Here is a 14,973-nt window from a genome sequence, read left to right as displayed (position 1 = left end):
AGATCGATTCAAGTTGTCCGTGCCACGTCACCGGATCAATCCATGAGAGAGGGAGAGATGGGAATGAAGCATTCAACACGTACGCATGGCCAGGACGCATTGTCGTTGGCCATCGCGCTGGCCTTGGCCGCCGCCGTCATTCCGGGTGGCGCCGCCGCGCAACAGGCCGCTTCCACCGGCTCGCAGGACGCCACCACCCTGGACAGCGTCCAGGTCACCGGCTACCGCTACGCCATTGAAAAGAGCCTCGAGCAGAAGCGAGACGCCAACGCGGTGGTCGAGGTGATCACCGCCGAGGACGTCGGCAAGTTCCCCGACAAGAACGTGGCCGACGCACTGCAGCGCGTGCCCGGCGTGGTCATCACCCGCAGCGGTGGCGAAGGCAAGAGTGTCAGTGTGCGCGGCCTCGCGCCGGACCTGACCCTGACCCAGTTGAACGGCAACTTCGTCGCCTCGTCGGAGACCAACAACGAAGCGACGCGCTCCTTCAACTACACCCTGCTGCCATCGAACATGTTGTCCAGCGCGGAGCTGTTCAAGTCGCCGGAAGCACGCATCGACGAAGGCGGCATCGGCGGCACGGTCATCCTGCATACCCGCCGCCCGCTGGACATGGAATCCAACTCCGGCTACGTGAACCTGGAGGGCACCACCTCCGATACCAGCCACGATGTCGATCCGCAGGCGTCCGCGCTGTACTCGTGGCACAGCAAGGATGAGCGCTTCGGCGTCCTCGTCGGCGTGACCCAGCAGAAGCGCACCACCCGCACCATGGAAGCCAGCACCGAGGACTACCAGTGGTACGGCAATGGCACCACGGCCCGCGATGCCAACGGCAACCTGCTGGAGCAGGATGGCATCCACTACTGGTGGGGCCAGTCCGGCTTCAACAACCAGGCTGGCAAGAACTACAGCGAATTCTTCATGCCGACCTCGGTGAACTTCGCGGTGAAGGAAGAAAAGCGCGAGCGCAAGGGCGGCCAGCTGACCTTCCAGTTCAAGCCGGTCGACAACGTCACGATGACCGCGAACTACTTCCGCTTCGAGCTGCAGGGTGACTACACCCAGAACATGCTGAAGGTGCCGGAGTGGAACCTGGCCCGCTACAACCAGGACGGCAACTGGGCCGGCGGCCGCCTGCTCAACGGCCTGGATTTCGACCCGAGTGGCAGCATCGTCACGGGTGCGCAGTACCAGAAGCTGGCCGGAAAGACCTATTACTGCAGTGAGGAAGAAGCAGCGGCAGCCGGCCTGGAACCCGGTGGCTGGGGCCCGGACGACTGCACCATCCCCACTCCGCAGTTCACCGGTGGATACAGCAAGGAAAAGGCACTGTCGCAGACCGCCGACCTGACCATCGACTGGGATATCAGCCCGCTGTGGAAGGCCTCGTTCACTGGCGGCCGCACCTGGTCCGAAGGTGGTCCGTCGATGAATTTCCGCATGTCGGCCAAGCCGCGCCGCAAGGTTGGCAACCAGTGGCAGTCCGGCAACCAGTACACCGCCTGGGACCTGACCGGCACGCCGTCGGTGCAGTTCTCGCCGGACCTGCAGCAGCAGTTGATGGCGGGCGTGGCCGAAGTCGATACCGGCTCGACCGATTCGTCGTGGATGCAGACCGAGGTCAAGCAGAACTACTTCCAGGCCGACGTCACCAAGCTGTTCGAGGCCGGCTGGCTGGATTCGATCCAGTTCGGCGCCAAGTACCGCGATGGCAAGGTCCACCGCAACACCGGCAACACCTATTGGGTGTGCCCGGGCCTGGATCCGTCCGACTATGACAACAACCGCTACCAGGCCGGTTGCGATCCGACCGCAGGCGATGCGCAGCCGGGCTTCTTCCTGTCCAACCCGATCAGCAACATCACCGGCGCGTTCAACGCCAACGTGTTCCCGGGCATCAACTACCCGGCCTACATCGACTACCTGAACAAGACCTACGGTGGCTCGCACAACCGCACCGAAGAAGACTTCGTCTACGACGTCAACGAGAAGATTTATTCCGGCTACTTCCAGGCCAACTTCCGCACTGAGCGGGTACGCGGCAACATCGGCGTGCGCGTGGTGCGGACCAAGCAGTTCGCCCAGTCCAGCGATTCGGTCGAGCGCTTCAACGACTATTTCGTCGACAACGCCAGCGGCGCGCCGATGAGCTGCGATGATCCGGCCGCCGACCCGAACCTGCGCTGCCAGGGTGGCTTCGTCCGCCTGCCCGACCCGCAGGTGCGCGACAAGGTGTATGCCCTGTCGTCGCTGGAAAAGACCTATACCGACGTGCTGCCCAGCTTCAACATTGCCTGGGACATCACCGACAACCTGGTGCTGCGTGGCGCGGCGTCGAAGGTGGTCGCGCGCCCGAGCTACACCAGCATCGCCTATCCCGGTGGCCTGCGCTACATCAGCGAAGAGTACGCCAACGACCGCCGCGTCACCGGCGGCACCGACACGCCCGGCTGGTACGGCTCGGGCAGCAACAAGGCGCTGGAACCGTTCAAGGCGGTCCAGTTCGACCTGGGCCTGGAGTGGTACTTCAAGCCGGGCGCGGTCGCAGGTGTTTCGCTGTTCCGCAAGAACGTGGACAACTTCACCGTGCCGGTGGTGCGCGACCAGCAGATGAACGTCGGCGGGCAGTCGGTCACCGTGCAGAAGTACGAGACCCAGGCCAATGGCCGCGATGGCGTGTCGCAGGGCGTGGAACTGTATGGCCAGTACACGTTCGACTTCGGACTGGGCGTGCAGGCCAACTACACCTACAACGACACCAACCTGGCCTCGATCGTGCTGGATGGCGAGGAAATCGGCTCCTCGCCGCTGGTCGGCAGTGCCAAGAACCAGGCCAACGTTACGGTGTTCTACGAGAACGACAAGTTCCTGGCGCGCGCCTCGTACAACCGTCGAGGTGAAGTGGTCGGCGGCCTGAACAATGGCATGACCACCTACACCAAGCCTTACAGCCAGCTTGACCTGAACGTGGCCTACAACCTCACCCCGGACTGGGCGGTGACCGCCGCCGTACTGAACGCCACCAAGTCCGAGCTGCGCAGCTACATCGGCAACGACAGCCAGGCCCGCCTGCTGTCCAATCTGTACGCCGGGCGCCAGCTGTATTTCGGCGTGAACTGGAAGTTCTGAGGCAGCGCCGGGCCTGGCCCGGCGCAGTCTTGCCCGCCCCGTCGGGAATGGTCCTCCACGGCAGCCGCGCTGGTACAGGCGGCTGCCGTTTTCATTTGCCTGCACCACCGTTCAGCCACCTGCTTGACCCTGCCATCGTTGGAAGGTGCACACTGGTTTCACCTCACGAGCACCGAAGGAGCTACAGATGGAATTCCATGTTGACGGCATGACCTGCGGCGGCTGCGCGCGCAGCGTGACCCGCGCGATCCAGCAGATCGATCCCAGCGCCAGTGTGGTGGCCGATCCGCCGACCGGCCTGGTCAAGGTGCAGACCACCGCATCACAGGAGCAGGTGTTCGCCGCGCTGAAGGATGCGGGGTTCCCGCCGCGCACTGCTTGATCCCCTGCTTTCTGCCACAGCGGAGCCCGCCCCCTGCACTGTCACTGGGCGGGCTTTTCAGTGCATGCGAACATGAAAACTCAGTGCTTGCGTGCGCGGCGGCGCACCGCGCCGGTCTTGGCCGCTTCCACCGGCAGCGGAGCCTCATCGTCCTCACCCAGCCGCTGCAGGATCGGGCATTCCGGGCGCTCATCGCCGGCACAGCAGCGGATCAGCGATTTCAGCGTGTCGGCCATCTGCCGCATGTGCTCGATGCGCTGTTCCAGGTCGGCGATGTGCTGCTCGGCCAGCTGCTTGACGTCGGCACTGTGGCGCGACGTGTCGTTCCACAGGCCCAGCAGGTCGCCGATCTCGGCCACCTGGAAGCCGAGATCGCGCGCGCGGCGGATGAAGCGCAGGCGATGGATGTCGGCCTGCGAATACGCCCGATAGCCCGACTCCGTTCTATCCGCCGCAGGAATCAGGCCGATCTGTTCGTAGTAGCGGATCATTTTCGCCGACACGCTGGAGGCCTTGGCGGCGTCACCGATATTCATGCGATTCTCCTTCAGTGGGTCGCAACGGCGGCATCCGCCATCGGCGGCTGGAAGCGGCGCAGGCGCAGTGCGTTGCCCAGCACGAACACACTGGACAGCGCCATCGCACCGGCCGCGAACACCGGCGACAGCAGCACGCCCCAGGCCGGGTACAGCACGCCGGCGGCCACCGGAATCAACGCGGTGTTGTAGGCGAAGGCCCAGAACAGGTTCTGCCGGATGTTGCCCAACGTCGCCTTCGATAGCGCAATGGCGTTCGGTACGCCCTGCAGGTTGCCCGACATCAGCACCACGTCGGCCGATTCCACCGCGATATCGGTGCCGGTGCCGATGGCCAGGCCGACATCGGCCTCGGCCAGTGCTGGCGCATCGTTGATGCCGTCACCAACGAAGGCGACGTGGCCGTGCGTGGCCTTCAGCCGGCGCACTGCCTCGACCTTGCCTTCCGGCAGCACCTCGGCCACCACTTCATCGATGCCGAGCTGGCGCGCGATCGCCTGCGCGGTCCCGGCGTTGTCGCCGGTGATCATCGCCACCTTCAGGCCCAACCGATGCAGTGCCGCGATCGCTGCCGGGGTGCTCGGCTTGATCGGATCGGATACCGCGATGATCGCGGCCAGGCGACCGTCGATGGCGGCATACAGCGGCGACCTGCCCTGCGTGCCGAGTTCCGCCGCCAATGCTGCGAATGCAGTGATGTCCACGCCCAGGTCGCGCATGAAGCGATCGGCACCGACCTCCACGCGTGCACCCTCGACACTGGCCCGCACGCCCATGCCGGTGACCGATTCGAAGTCGACCATGCCCGGCAACGCGATGCCCTGCCCGGTCGCGGCATCAACAATCGCGCGGGCGATGGGATGCTCCGAGCGCGACTCCACCGCGGCCACTGCCGCCAGAACCCTGTTGCGATCGAAGCCGGCAGCAATCTCCAGGTCGGTCAGGCGCGGGCGGCCTTCGGTGAGCGTGCCGGTCTTGTCCACCGCCACCACCTGCGCGTCCTTCAGCAGCTGCAGTGCTTCGCCCTTGCGGAACAGCACGCCCATTTCGGCGCCACGACCGGTTCCGACCATGATCGAGGTCGGCGTGGCCAGGCCCATCGCGCACGGGCAGGCAATGATCAGCACCGCCACCGCATTGACCAGTGCAAAGCTCAGTGCCGGCGATGGACCGAAGATCAACCAGACCGCGAAGGTCGCCAGCGCGGCCAGCATCACCGCCGGCACGAACCACAACGTGACCTTGTCGACCACCGCCTGGATCGGCAGCTTCGAGCCCTGCGCCTGTTCGACCATGCGGATGATCTGCGCCAGCAGGGTCTGCGCGCCCACGGCCGTGGCCCGCACCGTCAGTGCGCCCTTCTGGTTGACCGTGCCACCCACTACGCTGCTGCCCGGCAGCTTCTCGACCGGAATCGGCTCGCCGCTGATCATCGATTCATCGATGTAGCTGCGGCCTTCAACCACCTCGCCATCCACCGGCACGCGCTCGCCCGGGCGCACTTCCACCAGGTCGCCGCTCTGCACTTCATTGATCGGGATGTCGACCGCGCGGCCGTCACGGATCACATGGGCCACCTTGGCCTGCAGGTTGACCAGGCGCTTGATCGCTTCAGAGGTGCGGCCCTTGGCCCGGGCCTCCAGGAAGCGGCCGAGCAGGATCAGCGCGACGATCACCGCCGCCGCTTCGTAGTAGACGTTCACCGTGCCCGGCGGCAGCAGCCGCGGTGCAAAGGTCGCTACCACCGAATAGCCGAACGCCGCGGCGGTGCCCACCGCCACCAGCGAATTCATGTCCGGCGCCAAACGCAGCAGCGCCGGGAACCCCTTCTGGTAGAAACGGCGGCCCGGAATGGCCAGCACCAGCGCGGTCAGCACGAACTGCAGGTACCAGCTGGCCTGCATGCCGAGGGTGGACATCACCCATGCGTGCATGCCGGGGATCAGGTGCGAACCCATTTCCAGTACGAACACCGGCAGTGCCAGCGTGGCCGCCACGATCAGGTCGCGCTTCAGTTCGGCGCGCTCGGCATCCTTCTTTTCCGCAGCCTGGTCATCGGACTGCGCACCCGCCTCGATCACACGTGCGTCATAGCCGGCCTTGTCGATCGCGGCGACCAGCGCAGCCACGTCCGCCATGCCACGCACTGTGGCGCGCTCGGTGGCCAGGTTGACGCTGGCCTGGCTGACGCCGGGCACGGCCAACAGCGCGCGTTCGACACGGCCCACGCAGGAAGCGCAGGTCATGCCTTCGACCGCCAGTTCGGTGGTCGCTGCGGGCACGTCATAGCCCACCCGCTCCACTGCCTGGACAAGCGCCGCGCGATCCACCGGGCCCGACGGACGAATGTCCGCCCGCTCGGTGGCCAGGTTCACCGAGACACTGCCCACGCCCTCGACCTTGGACAGTGCTGCCTCGACCCGGCCTACGCAGCTGGCGCAGGTCATGCCCTCGATGGGCAGGCTGATGGTGGAGGGGCTGGCGGGGGCGGCAGCGGCGCGCGGCGTGCTCATGATCGGATTCCCGGGTTTCCTTCTGGATGCGGACAGGCTAAACCTTGCCATCGTGGGAAGGTCAAATCCAGCCTGTCCGCATGCCTGAAGGGGGCGCCGCCCCCGGTGTTCCGTTTCCGCATCCACGCATGGCGTGGATCTACCGGCGGAGGCCGGTCTCCTCAGAAGGTGAACACATACTCCAATGCGAACTCGCGGCCGACCGCGCTCAGCAACCGGGTCGGGGCGAAGTCATAGTCCAGCTTGTACGGGTCCTTGTGGTTCCAGCTGGCCGAATTGAACACGTTGTTGACGTAGACATTGACCTTGGCGTGCTCGGTCACCTGGTAACCCACGTTGACGTTCCAGGTGATGAACGGCCCGACCCGGCCGAAGTAGCGCGAGGTCTGCTGGCCCGCGTTGGGGTTCGGGTTCACCGAGCCATCCGGCAGCTGTGCCGGTTCCAGGCAGTTCAGCGACGGACTGTCACTGGGCACGTAGCCGTCGGCGAACGGCAGGCAACCGCCGGGATTGTCCAGGCGATCGGTGCCCCAGTGATAGCGCACGCCCGGCACCGAACCCACGCGGTCGGCATAGACGTTGGCGTTCCAGTTGCCGCGCTGCCAGGCCAGGCTCGCGCGCAGCTTGCTGCGCAGGTCTCGGTCGCGCCGTTCCGGGTTCGGGTCGTTGGCGTAGCGCTGTTCCTTGGTCGAGATCTGGTTGGTGTAGTTCAGGCCCAGCTGGAAGCTGCCCCATTGCGCGGTTTCCAGGCGATAGCGTGCAGTCAGGTCGATACCGCGCACTTCCCGGCTGGCCAGGTTGAACGGGCCGCGCTCGATCGACACCAGCCGGCCGCTGCTGTCACGGTTCACGCGGGCCAGGATGCCGGCGCAATAATCGCCACCGGCCGGATTGGCCCACGGCGTGCCATCGATGTTCTTGCCGGTCAGGCAGCCGGCCTCGCTGGCCAGCACCTCGTCGGCGCCGACGTCGACGATCATGTCTTCCAGCTTGATCGCCCAGTAGTCGGCGCTGACCGACAGGTTCGGCATCACGTCCCAGACGAAGCCGACCGTCCACGAATCGCCGGTTTCCGAACGCAGCAGCGGCGTGCCACGCCGGTTCACGTCGAAGGTGTACCAGACATCGGTGTTGCCCACGCCACAGTTGTTGACCAGGTAGGCACCGCTCTGGATGCAGCGCAGGCGGTCATAGGTCTGCACTTCGGAACTGCTCGGCTGGCCCAGCAGATAGTGCATGTCCGGCGCGTGGAAACTGGTGGCGTACGAGCCACGCACCAGCAGCGATTCGACCGGGCGCCATTCCAGGCCGACGTTCCAGGTGGTCTCCTTCTGGCTGCCGATATCCAGCGTTTCACTGCTGTCATCGGCCTTGTAGTTGCCATAGCGGTCGTAGCGGGCGGCCGCGGTGGCCGTCACGCTCTCCAGCAGCGGGATCTTGAACTCGACGCCGGCCGAGTAGCGGGTGCGCTCGCCGCCACCGCGATCGACGTTCTGCAGATCGAAGTCGATGCCGGCGCGCGGGTCCGGGCTGAGGTGATAGCCCTGCTGCGCCACTTCGGCCACGGCGGCGAACGAGATCGGGCCCGCCCAGCCCTGGAACAGCTCACCGGTGATGTCCGCCGAGGCCTGGTTGACCCACGATGACGCGCGGTTCCTCGCCACCGTACCCATCTGCCAGTACTGGTCCGGCGTCAGCGGGTTCCACCAGCGCGACTCGTTCAGCGCGTAGATCGCCTCGCCATCGGCGGTGGTACCCAGGCGCGGGCCGAGGAAGTAGTCGTACGATTTCTGCTCGTCGACAACGTTCTGCCGCTCTTCCACGCGGTAATAGGAACGCCCCACCGTGGCGCTCCAGTCAAAGCGTTCGGCAAGACGTCCACGCAGGCCTGCGCTCCAGTCCCAGGACAGCTCGCGGTTGGTGTTGCGCAGGGTATCCAGGCCACCGACTTCGTTCGGAGTGAACTGGCGCACGCCCAGGATCGGACGGTTGCGATTGGCATCCCAGTAATAGCCGTTGTCGTCGTCGATCAGCGAGACGCTGGGCGGGTTGGTGCCCCAGATCGCTTCGGAGTGGTACACCGCCAGGTTGGTCCAGGCCTGCAGGTCGCTGCTGAAATCGAAGGTGGCATTCAGGTTGCCGGACACGTTCTCGGCACCACCGGTCAGCAGCCAGTTGGCGTAGTCGGCGCTCATGCCGCACAGGCGGCCGGTGTTGGTGATGCGGTTGGCAGCGTAGTTGTAGACCAGTCGATCGGCCGTGTAGTACTCACCGTCGAACTTCTCGCAGGTACCGGTGGGCGGCGCCAGGCGCTGGCCCGTCGTCGGATCGATCAGCGCCAGCCCGGCCGTGGGACGGAAGCCGACCTTGCGCTGCTCCATGTTCCAGGACGCATACGGCGCATCATCGGCATCGTCCATCTGCGGGCGGTCGCGGCCGAACAACGGATCGCGCTTGGTGTACTGCAACGCATAGGTCACGCTCCAGTTGTCACCCGTTTTGCCGCCGGCCCATGACAGGTCCCAGGTGTCGCGCCCGCCTTCGGTGGAGGTGCCGCCGCGCACGCGCACTTCGTCGCCGTCGTAGTTGGTTTTGAGGATGACGTTGACCACGCCGGCGATCGCGTCCGAACCATAGATGGCCGAGGCGCCGCCGGTCAGTACTTCGATGCGTTCCACCGCTGCGGCCGGAATGTTGCCGTAGTTGGAGAAATTGGTTTCACCGCCATACGGCAGCGGGTAATCGGCCACGCGACGGCCGTTGACCAACAGCAGCGAGCGGTTCGGGCCCATCCCGCGCAAGTTCAGCCCGCTGGCATTTGGCGTGTGCGAACCCCACTGCGAGGCGGCTTCGACGGTACCGGTCGCTTCGGTGAGCGTCTTCAGCGCGTCGTACACGCTGACGAAGCCCTCTTTCTGGATCTGCTGCGCGGTGATCACGTTGACCGGGGCCGGACCTTCGACCGCGGCGCGCTTGATGCGCGAACCGGTAACGGTGACCGCGTCCAAGTCCTTGGTGGACGAACTGGCCGCTTCCTGTGCACCAGCGGCCAGGGGAAACAGGACCAGGACCAGGGCCTGGGACAGCAGGTGACGACGCTTGCGAACGGACTGAGCCATGGGTGGTTGCTCTTGGAAAGTGTGGACGCACGGACGGTGGTGGCGTAGCACGACGGCTGATCCGGGTACCGGGATCGGTTCACGACCGTCCCAGCCCCTCCCCTGTGGATCGATCCAAACTAAAGCACAGCTGAACCGCGCCGGGCATGCGGCGATGCAGCAACCGCTGGCGGAATGCCGCTATCGGCTGCCGGTATCCAGAACAATCAAAGGGTTGCGCAACATCGCTGAGAGAACAGCGCACACTTCAATGACACGATCGCGACAACCGCGCGCGGAACGGTTTTGTCCGCGTCGTCGCGTGCGACTGTAGAGCCGAGCCCGTGCTCGGCTGACGTCGTTTGCCGCAAAGCGCAGCCGAGCGTTGGCTCGGCTCTACAGGAGAAGCGGGTTACCTTGCGCCGTCCAGCGCCTGCCGCAGTGCGGCCACGGTGGCGGTGGCGGTCTGGCTCCAGTCCGGGTCCAGGCCGCGCAGCGCCGGGTTCTGGAACTGCATGGCCGAGCGCCGCAGGCCCTTGGCCGAGGCGTGCAGTTCGGTGCAGCCGCTCCGTCGCGCAACGGCCGCGATGTTGGCCGGTCCCAGCCCGGCGCCGGCCATCACCGTGATACGTCCGGCCGCCTGGGTGACCAGACCCGCCAGCACATCCGCGCCGGCCTCGGCGCTGACCTGGCCGCCCGAGGTCAGCACGCGCTGGCAACCCAGCTCAACCACCTGCTCAAGTGCCGCAGGCAGATCGCGGGCAGCATCGAAGGCGCGATGGAAGGTCACCTGCAGCGGCCCGGCGGCTTGCACCAGTTCACGGCACAGCGCCAGATCGATCCCGCCCTGCACATCCAGCGCACCGATCACCACGCCATCGCAGCCGAGCGCGCGGCACTGCGCGATGTCACGCAGCATCAGTTCGGTTTCCAGTGCGTCGTAGTGGAAGTCGCCCGGGCGCGGGCGCACCAGTACGAACAGCGGAATGGACAGGCGTTCGCGGGCGATCGCGATGCTGGCGAACGACGGCGTGGTGCCGCCCTCGGCCAGGTTGTCGAACAGTTCGATGCGATCGGCGCCGCCGGCCTGGGCGGCCAGCGCCGAGGCCAGCGAGTTGCTGGCGATCTCCAGGGTCAGCCGTGTGCTCACGCCTGGGTGCTCGTGTAGATCGACGGCGAATCACGCAGGTCATCCTGGCGCTGTGCATCGCACACCGCGTAGACGAAGCCGCGATGCAGCGCGTAAGCGCCCACCTCGCCCTGCTTGTTCATGGCCAGGAAGCACACCTGCAGCGTCTTGCTCGCTTCGGGGCGCTTGCGCACCACGCGATCGATCGCTTCACGGCAGGCCTGCACCGGCGAGCGGCCCTGGCGCATCAGCTCGACCACCAGGAACGAGGCCGCATTGCGGATCATCTCCTCGCCCACGCCCGAGGCAGTGGCCGCGCCCACTTCGTTGTCGACATACAGGCCGGCACCGATGATCGGGCTGTCGCCGACCCGGCCGTGCAGCTTCCAGGCCATGCCGCTGGTGGTGCAGGCGCCGGCCAGGTTACCGCGGGCATCCAGCGCCAGCATGCCGATGGTGTCGTGGTTGTCGCTGTTGCCAGGAATACTACGACGCTCGGCATTGATCTGCGGCTGGTACTTCTCGGTCTTCAGCCACTCGCGCCAGGCCGCTTCGGCCTGCGGCGTCAGCAGGTGCCTGCGTTCAAAACCCTGCTGCACCGCGAACTGCTGCGCGCCCTCGCCCACCAGCAGCACGTGCGGGCTGTTTTCCATCACTTTGCGGGCCACCGACACCGGATGCAGGATGTCCACCAGCGCGGCCACTGCGCCACAACGGCCATCACCATCCATGATGCTCGCGTCCAGGCTCAGCACGCCGTCGCGATCCGGGTTACCGCAATGGCCGACGGTGGGGTTGCACAGCTCGCTCTCGGCCCAGCGTGCACCGGCTTCAACTGCATCCAGTGCGCTGCCACCCTGCGCCAGCACCTCCCATGCGGCCTGGTTGGCCGGCACGCCGAAGTCCCAGGTCGAAACCACCTTGGCCCCACCCTGCGTGCGCGCCTGCACGCCCGGCAAGGCCACCATGCCTGCAGCCAGTGCGCCGGCCTGCAGGAACTGCCTGCGATCCACCATCTTCCCCTCCCAGTCTGCAATGCACGGCCGGCCCGATGCCGGCCACGCCGATCAGTCTTGCGTGGGCTGCCGTGCGGCGTACCAGACCGCTGCGCCGAGAACGCCCAGCTGGCCATGCTCCACGCGCCATACCGGCACCTGGCGCAGTACCTCGGTCAGCACGCCCTTGTTGAGGAAGCGCTCACGGAAGCGGCCATCGGCCAGGAAATCCTGCACATGCGCGGAAATGCCCCCGGCCAGGTACACCGAACGCGCACCCACCGCGATCGCTGCGTCGCCGGCCAGGCTGCCCAGCCAGGCACAGAACACCTGCAGCGTTTCCACGGCCAGCGCATCCTCGCCGCTGCGCGCGGCGCCGATCAGTGCCTCGGTGCTGCCCCACACCGGGGTGACACCGCGCAGTTCGCACAGGCACGGATACAGGTTCATCAGGCCACTGCCGGACAGCACGCGCTCGTTGTCCACGTGCGTCCAGCGCTGCAGCAGCTTGCCCAGCACCTGCAGTTCCAGCGCGTTGCCGGCGCCGAGCGCGGCATGGCCTATCTCGCTGGCCAGCACCGGACGCTCGCCGTCGGCAAAGCGCAATGCTGCACCCAGGCCGGTACCGGCGCCCAGCACCAGCGCCGGGAACGCCTGCGCCGGGTCAGCATCGCCATTGAGCGGCACCAGGGTGTCAGGCTGCAGGTAAGGAATGGCCAACGCCACCGCTTCAAAATCATTGATCAGCTGCAGCTCATGCAGCCCGGACTGCACCCGCGTGGCCGACAGCGAGACCGTCCATGGCAGGTTGGAATTGATCAGCACATCGCCATCGAGCAGGCCGGCGATGGCGACCACGGCGGCCTCTACCGGCTGGCCGAGGCCTGCGGTGAAATCAGCAAGGATCGCTGACAGGCTCGGATGCTCGGCGCAGGCATAGGTGCGATGGCTGCCCAGCAGTGGTGCCTGGCCGGGTTGCGTTTCAGCCAGCGCCAAACGGGCGAAGGTGCCGCCGACATCGGCGACAACGAGACTGCGCGGAAGACCGCCGCGGGCGGAGTCGGTGGAAACCGGGGACGCTGCTGCGATGGTCACGCTGGCCTGCTTGGATCGATTGAATCGCCCCGATTCTCAGGCATCGGGGCGGCTTTGCCTAGCGCGCCGGCGGTTCAGGTTGGACTACATGCCTTCCTGTTCGGCCACCTGCACACCATCCACCAGCACGCGCAGGCGCTGCGGGCGGAAGCCGGCGAACAACAGCGGCCGGGTGCGCTCGACCAGCACCTCATGGCCGGCGATGTGGCGCAGCCACGACTGTACCAGCGAGAACGAGAAGTGGGTGCCTGGATGCAGCGGATGCTGCACCCAGACCTTCTCGGTGGCGCTCTGCAGCAGCATCGCGCCGGTGAACCAGTGGCGGCTGAGGGTGACTGGCGTGGTGCCGGCCATGAAGCGGATATCCATGCGGGGTCCTTTCGCTGGAGCGGAGATGCGGGGGATCAGGGCTGTGCCGTCTGCAGGCTGTAGCGGGTGGTGGCGGTGAATACTGCACCATCAGGCTGGGTAGAGCGTACTTCGACCTTGTGACTGCCCACTGCCAGGTCGGTCGGCAGCGCGCCACGCCACAGGTGCGGCGACGCGGTGGCCTCCGGCGAACGGTCGTAGCCGCGCAGGCTGTCAGCCAGATCGTCAGCCACGTTCTCCACCATCAGGCGCGGATCGGGCTGACTGACCTGCTTCATCGGCTGCCAGGCACCGCCATCGACGCGGTACTCGACCACGCTGGCGTCCTCGCCCATGTAGACGTTGGCGTAGACACCCCACGCCGGATAGGCCCCCTGGCGCAGCACCTTCGGTGCATGCAGGCCGATCTGCTCGCTGGCCGGCTTGCCGGCCACGCGGTACTGCAGTTTGTAGCTGCCATTGCCGGCGACGTCCAGCAACGCGTAGCCCTTCGGCGTGCCATCACTCATGGCGCTGTCCGGCACGCCGGCGGCATCCTTCACCCCGGACCAGAATGCGCCGCAGTTGGCACCGACGTTGTATTCGTGCAGCGGCTTGTCACCGTTCCAGCCGTCGGTCTTGCCGTGGTAGACGTGCTGCTGGGTGTGGCTGTGCCCGCTGAGCACCAGCACGTTGCGGAAGTCCTTCAGCAGATCGAACAGGCGCTGGCGGTCAGCACGACGGAAGGTCTCGCGCCCCGGCGCGGCGTCGAACAGCGGGATGTGCATGCCCAGCACCAGCAGGCGGTCCTTGTGCAGGCCTTTCAGGTAGCTGGCAAGGAAAGCGAACTGGCCTTCGCGCAGGCCACCGACATACTTCGGCCTTGCGTTGGGGTCATACACCACGTCGTCGAGGAACACGAAACTGGCACCGCCCTCTTCCACCGCGTAGGTGTCCGGGCCGTAGATGTTGCGCCAGCTGTCCAGCGAATGCTCGTCGCTGGCTGCATCGAAATCGAGGTCGTGATTGCCCGGCACATGGAACCACGGCACGCCCAGCGACGTGGTGACCTTGTTGATTGCCGGATACAGGGTCAGATCGTCGTTGACGATGTCACCCAGGGTGGTGCCCATGCGCGCCTTGGTCTGGCCGACCAGCGGCGACACGATCGACTGCTGGTAGTAGCCGATGTCCTTCAGGCTGGCGGTCTGGGAGTCGGTGAAGACCAGCATCTGGAAGCCGCGACGGCTGTCATGGCGATCCGACTGCAGCGCGAAATCCCAGTTGCGGGTGACATCGCTGGTGGCGGCGATGCCGCCGTACTTCAGCGCCGGCGAGCCGTTCGGGCGGAAGTGGCGCCAGAACGAAGGCAGGCCGTCTGTCGCCTTCGGGAACGAATACGCATCGGGCTTGATCACGAACACGGTCTGGCCGTCACGCACCGGAAGGCTGTAGCTGCCATCGGCGGCGGTCTTGACGATCGTCTCGCCGTTGGAGACCTGCACCCCGGCCAGGCCCGGATCGGTCGCACCGCGGCCCGGCTTGCCGTCACGCTCCAGATAGACCTTGCCGGTGACCACGGTGTCCGCAGCCCAGGCCGGCGAGGTCAGCAACAGGCAGCACAGCCAGGCGGCAGGCAGTTTCATGGGAGGCATCCGGCAGAAAGAGACGCGGTATTGTAGAGCCGAGCCACGCTCGGCTGCATTGCCGGCGGGTAGTGCCGGCCGCTGGCCGGCAACCCTTGG

The 14,973-nt window shown here is 66.2% G+C and carries 10 protein-coding genes; 2 read left to right on the top strand and 8 right to left on the bottom strand.

Annotation, left to right across the window (positions count from 1 at the left end):
- Nucleotides 1–57 precede the first annotated feature (57 nt).
- Nucleotides 58–3,132, top strand: coding sequence for a TonB-dependent receptor (locus PEM_RS07320; RefSeq protein ID WP_111127663.1), 3,075 nt, complete (start codon nucleotides 58–60; stop codon nucleotides 3,130–3,132).
- A gap of 187 nt (nucleotides 3,133–3,319) precedes the next feature.
- Nucleotides 3,320–3,514, top strand: coding sequence for a heavy-metal-associated domain-containing protein (locus PEM_RS07315; RefSeq protein ID WP_065184972.1), 195 nt, complete (start codon nucleotides 3,320–3,322; stop codon nucleotides 3,512–3,514).
- A gap of 80 nt (nucleotides 3,515–3,594) precedes the next feature.
- Here PEM_RS07315 and cueR read toward each other — a convergent pair whose 3' ends face one another.
- The 8 genes from cueR to PEM_RS07275 all read right to left on the bottom strand — a co-directional run bounded on the left by cueR (nucleotide 3,595) and on the right by PEM_RS07275 (nucleotide 14,874).
- The gene (cueR, locus tag PEM_RS07310) at nucleotides 3,595–4,050 is read right to left on the bottom strand and encodes a Cu(I)-responsive transcriptional regulator (protein ID WP_065177589.1); all 456 of its coding nucleotides are present in this window, start codon (nucleotides 4,048–4,050) and stop codon (nucleotides 3,595–3,597) included.
- Between the two features lie 11 nt (nucleotides 4,051–4,061).
- Nucleotides 4,062–6,563 (bottom strand): heavy metal translocating P-type ATPase, encoded by a 2,502-nt coding sequence (locus tag PEM_RS07305; RefSeq protein WP_111127661.1) that lies wholly within the window; start codon nucleotides 6,561–6,563, stop codon nucleotides 4,062–4,064.
- A 161-nt stretch (nucleotides 6,564–6,724) separates the two neighbouring features.
- A complete protein-coding gene (locus PEM_RS07300) occupies nucleotides 6,725–9,682 on the bottom strand; it encodes a TonB-dependent receptor (protein ID WP_111127659.1) in 2,958 nt (985 codons plus the stop codon).
- A gap of 391 nt (nucleotides 9,683–10,073) precedes the next feature.
- On the bottom strand, nucleotides 10,074–10,811 hold the full coding sequence (locus PEM_RS07295) for a copper homeostasis protein CutC (RefSeq protein WP_005416338.1): 738 nt from the start codon (nucleotides 10,809–10,811) through the stop codon (nucleotides 10,074–10,076).
- The gene (locus PEM_RS07290) at nucleotides 10,808–11,806 is read right to left on the bottom strand and encodes a N(4)-(beta-N-acetylglucosaminyl)-L-asparaginase (protein ID WP_111127657.1); all 999 of its coding nucleotides are present in this window, start codon (nucleotides 11,804–11,806) and stop codon (nucleotides 10,808–10,810) included. Before PEM_RS07290 ends, PEM_RS07295 begins: the two co-directional genes overlap by 4 nt.
- 51 nt (nucleotides 11,807–11,857) lie before the next feature.
- Entirely contained in the window at nucleotides 11,858–12,880 is a 1,023-nt protein-coding gene (locus PEM_RS07285; RefSeq protein WP_053500447.1) for a glucokinase, read from the bottom strand.
- A gap of 84 nt (nucleotides 12,881–12,964) precedes the next feature.
- Nucleotides 12,965–13,249 (bottom strand): hypothetical protein, encoded by a 285-nt coding sequence (locus PEM_RS07280; protein ID WP_005409434.1) that lies wholly within the window; start codon nucleotides 13,247–13,249, stop codon nucleotides 12,965–12,967.
- Between the two features lie 35 nt (nucleotides 13,250–13,284).
- Nucleotides 13,285–14,874 carry a calcineurin-like phosphoesterase family protein gene (locus tag PEM_RS07275; protein ID WP_111127655.1) on the bottom strand — a complete coding sequence of 530 codons (1,590 nt, stop codon included), beginning with the start codon at nucleotides 14,872–14,874 and terminating at the stop codon, nucleotides 13,285–13,287.
- Nucleotides 14,875–14,973: the final 99 nt, after the last annotated feature.

The sequence above is a fragment of the Stenotrophomonas sp. Pemsol genome (genome assembly GCF_003586545.1).
In the GTDB taxonomy this organism is placed as follows: Bacteria; Pseudomonadota; Gammaproteobacteria; order Xanthomonadales; family Xanthomonadaceae; genus Stenotrophomonas; species Stenotrophomonas sepilia.
The sequence above is the reverse complement of the archived record's forward strand: the minus strand, read 5'-3'. Positions and strand labels throughout refer to the sequence as shown.